The sequence below is a fragment of the Acidovorax facilis genome (assembly GCF_023913775.1).
In the GTDB taxonomy this organism is placed as follows: Bacteria; Pseudomonadota; Gammaproteobacteria; order Burkholderiales; family Burkholderiaceae_C; genus Acidovorax; species Acidovorax facilis.
In genome coordinates, this window is sequence record NZ_JAMXAX010000036.1 from 36017 (window position 1) to 42034 (window position 6018).

Here is a 6018-nt window from a genome sequence, read left to right on the forward strand (position 1 = left end):
CCAGAGACTTTGCGCATGAATTTTCAAAATCGCACCCTACGCTGGGCTTCGCTGCCAGAACGTATTCGGGGCATGTTCAATCTGAATGACCCTCGGTGGGGGCGCGGCGACGATAACAAGGCAGACGACAGTGCACGTCCGGAGGAGCGTCCTGCTACGCCTCCTCCTGCTGGAAATCGTGGCGGCGATCAGCGGCCTGGCAACGGGCAGCCGCCCGACCTTGATGAGCTTTGGCGCGATCTCAATAAGAAGCTCGGAGGTTTTTTTGGCTCCAAGAACGGCGGTGGCCGTGGTCCGGGCAACGGTGGTAGTTCTGGGGGGGGCTTCCAGCCAGATATGAAGAGCGCCGGTGTGGGCGTGGGGCTGATCGCTGGGATTGTCTTTGTGATCTGGATGGGAACAGGATTTTTTATTGTTCAGGAAGGTCAGCAGGCGGTCATTACCCAGTTCGGCAAGTACAAAAGCACCGTGGGTGCAGGTTTTAACTGGCGTTTGCCGTACCCCATCGAGCGCCACGAACTGGTATTTGTCACCCAGATTCGGTCTGCCGATGTGGGGCGAGACAGCATCATCAAGAGCACCGGTCTGCGTGAGTCGGCCATGCTCACGGAAGATGAAAATATCGTCGAGATCAAGTTCGCGGTCCAGTACCGCTTGAGTGACGCCCGCGCGTGGCTGTTTGAAAGCAAGAACCCTTCGGATGCGGTGGTTCAAGCTGCGGAGACGGCAGTTCGGGAGGTGGTCGGGAAGATGCGCATGGATACGGCATTGGCCGAAGAGCGTGATCAGATTGCTCCCCGTGTCCGCACACTCATGCAAACCATCTTGGATCGCTACAAGGTAGGTGTCGAGGTGGTGGGTATCAACCTGCAGCAAGGTGGTGTCCGTCCACCTGAGCAGGTGCAGGCCTCCTTTGACGATGTCCTCAAAGCGGGACAGGAGCGTGAGCGGGCCAAGAATGAAGCCCAAGCCTATGCCAATGATGTGATTCCGCGTGCAGTGGGGTCCGCATCGCGCTTGAACGAAGAAGCTGCAGCCTACAAGGCCCGGATTGTTGCCCAGGCACAAGGTGATGCGCAGCGGTTTTCTTCGATTCTGGCAGAGTATCAGAAGGCTCCACAGGTGACCCGGGACCGCATGTATCTGGAGGCGATGCAGCAGATTTATGGCAACGTAACCAAGGTGCTGGTTGAATCACGGCAGGGTTCCAACCTGTTGTATTTGCCACTGGACAAGATCATGCAAAGTGTCGCCAGCGGAGGGGGGGCATCAGATGCTCCAGCTGCAAATACTACGGCCCCCGTTGCGGTGCCTGCAGCCCCTTCGACCACTTTTTCGAATGATCCCCGCGCGCGTGACAGCAGTCGCACACGCGATCGTGAAACTCGCTAGGAGCAACTCGTGAACAGAGTCGGATTTATTGCATCTACCCTCTTGGTGGTGCTGGCCCTGATGAGCTCCATGCTTTTTGTGGTGGACCAGCGCCAGTTTGGTGTGCTTTACGCCTTGGGGCAGATCAAGGAAGTGATCACAGAGCCAGGCTTGAATTTCAAGCTGCCCCCGCCTTTTCAAAACGTGTCGTACATCGACAAACGCCTTTTGACGCTGGATAGCAGTGACACGGAGCCCATGTTGACTGCGGAGAAGCAACGGGTGGTCATCGACTGGTATGTGCGGTGGCGTATTTCCGAGCCAACGGAGTACATCCGTAACGTTGGACTGGATGAGAGTGCCGGAGCGATGCAACTCAATCGCGTGGTGCGCAATGCTTTCCAGGAGGAAATCAACAAGCGCACCGTCAAGGAGCTTCTTTCTCTGAAGCGGGAAGCGCTGATGGCTGATGTGAAGCGCGAAGTGCTGGAGACCGTTCGCGGCGCCAAGCCGTGGGGTGTGGATGTTGTCGATGTTCGCATTACCCGCGTCGATTACGTGGAGGCGATTACGGAATCGGTGTATCGGCGCATGGAGGCCGAGCGCAAACGCGTGGCCAATGAACTCCGTTCTACGGGGGCGGCGGAAGGTGAAAAAATTCGTGCTGATGCAGACCGCCAGCGCGAGATCACTATTGCCAATGCCTACAGGGATGCACAGAAGATCAAAGGCGAAGGTGACGCTGAAGCCGCGCGCATTTACGCCGAGGCGTTTGGGCGGGACCCGCAGTTTGCGCAGTTCTATCGAAGCTTGGAAGCCTACAAATCCAGCTTCAACAAGAAGAGCGATGTAATGGTTCTGGACCCCTCGTCATCAGAGTTTTTCAAGACATTCCGAGGTGGAAACTCTGCGGCTATGCCTGCAGCACCCCGGAAGTAGTCCCCCTGCTGATTGTCGACATCCTGCCGCTGTGGATTCGGAAAGCCTCTGGGCAGCGCTCGCCTTGGTGCTGGTGATTGAGGGACTGCTGCCATTTCTTTCGCCTCAGAGTTGGCGGCGTGCAGTCGCTCACATTGCGCTGCTGCAGGATGGCCAGATTCGATTTTTCGGTTTGCTGGCAATCGTTGCTGGCGTGTTGATGCTCTGGCTCTGAACAGCGCCAGAGCCGATAGCGGGTGGAGTCTCTCTGGGCTCTTCGCCGCTCCCGGTAGAATCACGGTTTTAACAGCCTCCCCTTTTTTCCATGTCTGCTTGGGTCCTTCCGGATCACATTGCCGATGTCTTGCCGTCCGAAGCACGGCACATCGAAGAATTGCGTCGCGGGCTGCTTGATACAGCCCGCTGCTACGGCTATGAGCTGGTCATGCCCCCGTTGCTGGAGCATCTTGAATCCCTGTTGACGGGTACGGGAGAAGCTCTCGATCTCCAGACCTTCAAACTGGTGGACCAGCTCTCGGGGCGATCCATGGGACTCCGAGCGGACACTACCCCCCAGGTCGCTCGAATTGACGCGCATTTGCTCAATCGCAAGGGGGTGACTCGCCTCTGTTATTGCGGGCCAGTGCTGCATACCCGGCCTGATCGTCCGCATGCCACCCGCGAGCCGCTCCAGTTCGGCGCAGAAATCTTCGGGCATGCTGGGCTGGAGGCTGATCTTGAGGCGTTGCAGCTCGCCCGGGAATGCTTGCGCATTGCCAATGTGCCCAGCACCACGATTGACCTGGCGGATGTGCGCATCGTGCGCAATCTTCTGGCGGGCGTGTCCGTGAATGTCCAGGTGTTGAGCGGTATCCATGCGGCACTGGCAGCCAAGGACGCGGCTGAACTCGCGGCATTGACCCGAGATTTCCCTGTGGAGTCGCGCGAGGGTTTGTTGGCGTTGCTTCAGCTCTATGGGGATCAGGGTGTGTTGATTGAGGCTCAAAAAGCCTTCCAGCGCTTTCCTGGCATATCTCAAGTGCTATCAAATTTAAATTGGCTGGCATCCCGCCTTGAGGGGGCTGCTGTCACTTTTGATCTGGCCGATCTGCGTGGCTATGCCTACTACAGCGGTGCACGTTTTGCGATCTATGCCCCGGGCGCAAGCGATGCGCTCGTTCGGGGTGGCCGTTATGACGAGGTGGGGGCTGTGTTCGGCCGCAATCGTCCCGCAGCGGGATTTAGTCTGGATATCAAGCAGGTAGTGGGCGTGGTCTCTCCACGGGCATTGAAAGCTGCTATCCGTGCTCCCTGGGGAGAGTCGGATGAAGTGAATGCAGCCATCGCGGAACTCCGCACGTCTGGTGAGACGGTGGTTTGTGTTTTGCCGGGGCATGAGAGCGAAGTGGACGAGTTCCACTGTGATCGGGAACTGGTGCAGATTGCGGGCCGCTGGGTCGTGCAGGCTGTTTAAGCAATTGACAATTGAATTGGGTTTGAGATGAAAGCAACCAAAGGTCGCAACGTAGTGGTGGTCGGAACCCAGTGGGGTGACGAAGGCAAAGGCAAGCTGGTTGATTGGCTGACCGAAAGCGCGCAAGGTGTCGTCCGTTTTCAAGGTGGGCACAACGCGGGCCACACACTGGTCATCAATGGTGTCAAGACGGCACTACACCTGATCCCTAGTGGCATCATGCGCCCAGGCGTCAAGTGCTACATCGGCAATGGTGTTGTCTTGTCGGCAGCCAAGCTGTTTGAGGAAATCGAAGGCCTTGAAAAAGCGGGCGTCGAAGTGCGTTCACGCTTGCGAATCAGCGAAGCTTGCCCGCTGATTCTTCCGTTCCATGCAGCCATGGATGTGGCGCGAGAAGCTGCACGTGAACAGGGTGGAACGGAAAAAATTGGAACTACTGGTCGCGGTATTGGCCCCGCGTATGAAGACAAGATTGCCCGTCGTGCCCTGCGGGTGCAAGACTTGAAGTACCCCGAGCGGTTTGCTGCCAAGCTTCGTGAATTGCTGGATCTGCATAACCATATCCTTACGACCTATCTGCGCTCGGGCACCTTCGTGTTTGGTGATGCACTCAAGCCGTATATCGAGGACGGCAAGGTTCAGTTCGATGTGGTGTATGCAGAAGCGATGCGCCATGCTGAGTTGCTCAAGCCCATGATGGCTGATGTATCGCGCGAGCTTAACGACGCCCATCGAGATGGTGCCAATCTTCTGTTTGAGGGCGCACAAGGTACGCTACTCGATGTGGATCATGGGACCTACCCCTATGTCACATCGAGCAATTGTGTAGCCGGGAACGCAGCGGCCGGCTCGGGCGTCGGTCCCGGCATGTTGCATTACATACTCGGTATTACCAAAGCGTATTGCACCCGCGTTGGCGGCGGCCCTTTCCCGACGGAGCTGGACTGGGAAGTGCCTGGTACGCCTGGGTATCACATGAGTACGGTGGGCGCTGAGAAGGGTGTGACCACGGGGCGTAGTCGTCGATGCGGCTGGTTCGATGCTGCGCTGCTCAAGCGTAGCGCTCAGGTCAATGGCCTCTCCGGTTTGTGTATCACCAAACTGGATGTTCTGGACGGGCTGGAAGAACTATTGCTCTGCACCGGGTATGAACTCGACGGTGAGCACATCGATCTTCTGCCCATGGGCGCGGAAGATATCGCACGCTGCAAGCCTGTCTACGAGACATTGCCAGGCTGGAGTGAGTCCACCGTTGGCGTGACTGACTACGTCAAATTGCCACAGAGCGCTCGCCGTTATCTGGAGCGTATTGAACAGGTTACGGGTGTGCCTATCGATATGATCTCCACCAGCCCCGACCGTGATCACACCATCATGATGCGTCACCCTTATGTCGCTGGTTGATGATTTGAAATTCCCAGTGACTTCCGCACCCACAGCTATGTATCCAGGAGCCACCGCATGTTGACCGAAGACGGCAAACACCTTTACGTCAGCTATGACGAGTACCACAGTCTTATTGAGAAGCTGGCGCTCAAGGTGCACCAATCGGGCTGGGCGTTCGACACGATCCTGTGCCTTGCCCGGGGAGGGTTGCGTCCTGGCGATATTTTGAGCCGCATCTTTGACAAGCCCTTGGCCATCATGTCCACAAGTTCTTACCGCGCCGAGGCTGGAACGGTGCAGGGGCATCTGGATATTGCGCGGTTCATCACGACGCCCAAGGGTGAGATCGCAGGCAAGGTGCTACTGGTGGATGACCTTGCGGACTCAGGTTACACCTTGCATGCGGTGATCAACATGTTGAAGACCAACTATGCACCCATCACCGAGCTGCGCAGCGCTGTGATCTGGACAAAGGGCTTGTCGACGTTCACGCCAGACTATTCGGTGGAATTCCTGCCGACGAATCCCTGGATCCATCAACCGTTTGAGGGTTACGATAGCTTGAGCCCTGAGAAGCTGTTGGAAAAGTGGCGAGTGTGAAAGCCGGGTGTATCGGTCTTTCGAGGGGGATGTAAAAATTTCTCTCGAAAATTCTTCTTGCCCTCCAAACTAGTGCTATAGCCGAGGGCTTCGCTGCTGAGGCGGTTCTGCAGAAATGTGGTGACGCTGAAGATGTGGTGGGGGGGTTTAGGTCCTGTTGCTGCTGATGTCGAGAAGGTGGATGAAGAAATTTTGGTTTTGGGTTGTAGGTGGTGTAAAAACCGGTATATAATTCAAGGCTTCGCTGAGTAGAGCAGGGTGTCGCAAGA

Annotated in this window: 6 protein-coding genes; all 6 read left to right on the top strand. The window is 56.7% G+C overall.

The features are described 5' to 3' along the window. Window positions 1–15: 15 nt before the first annotated feature. The 6 genes from hflK (at window position 16) to NFX52_RS12630 (ending at window position 5749) form a co-directional block, all read left to right on the top strand. Window positions 16–1392, top strand: a complete 1377-nt coding sequence (gene hflK / locus NFX52_RS12605) for an FtsH protease activity modulator HflK (RefSeq protein ID WP_055398653.1) — start codon at window positions 16–18, stop codon at window positions 1390–1392. 9 nt (window positions 1393–1401) lie between these two features. Beyond that, on the top strand, window positions 1402–2310 hold the full coding sequence (gene hflC / locus NFX52_RS12610) for a protease modulator HflC (protein ID WP_055398652.1): 909 nt from the start codon (window positions 1402–1404) through the stop codon (window positions 2308–2310). 31 nt (window positions 2311–2341) lie between these two features. After that, window positions 2342–2524: a DUF2065 domain-containing protein gene (locus tag NFX52_RS12615; protein WP_055398651.1), complete on the top strand. Its 183-nt coding sequence runs from the start codon at window positions 2342–2344 to the stop codon at window positions 2522–2524. Window positions 2525–2614: 90 nt separating this feature from the next. Then, a complete protein-coding gene (locus NFX52_RS12620; protein WP_055398650.1) occupies window positions 2615–3763 on the top strand; it encodes an ATP phosphoribosyltransferase regulatory subunit in 1149 nt (382 codons plus the stop codon). A gap of 27 nt (window positions 3764–3790) precedes the next feature. Continuing rightward, the gene (locus tag NFX52_RS12625) at window positions 3791–5167 is read left to right on the top strand and encodes an adenylosuccinate synthase (RefSeq protein ID WP_055398649.1); all 1377 of its coding nucleotides are present in this window, start codon (window positions 3791–3793) and stop codon (window positions 5165–5167) included. Window positions 5168–5224: 57 nt separating this feature from the next. Then, window positions 5225–5749 (top strand): phosphoribosyltransferase, encoded by a 525-nt coding sequence (locus NFX52_RS12630; protein ID WP_055398648.1) that lies wholly within the window; start codon window positions 5225–5227, stop codon window positions 5747–5749. The last annotated feature ends 269 nt before the right edge of the window (window positions 5750–6018 follow it).

What these genes read in the sequence shown, in the direction of transcription:
- hflK (WP_055398653.1), top strand. Translation starts at nt 16, where the DNA reads ATGAATTTTCAAAATCGCACCCTACGCTGGGCTTCGCTGCCAGAACGT.
- NFX52_RS12620 (WP_055398650.1), top strand. Translation starts at nt 2,615, where the DNA reads ATGTCTGCTTGGGTCCTTCCGGATCACATTGCCGATGTCTTGCCGTCC.
- NFX52_RS12625 (WP_055398649.1), top strand. Translation starts at nt 3,791, where the DNA reads ATGAAAGCAACCAAAGGTCGCAACGTAGTGGTGGTCGGAACCCAGTGG.
- NFX52_RS12630 (WP_055398648.1), top strand. Translation starts at nt 5,225, where the DNA reads ATGTTGACCGAAGACGGCAAACACCTTTACGTCAGCTATGACGAGTAC.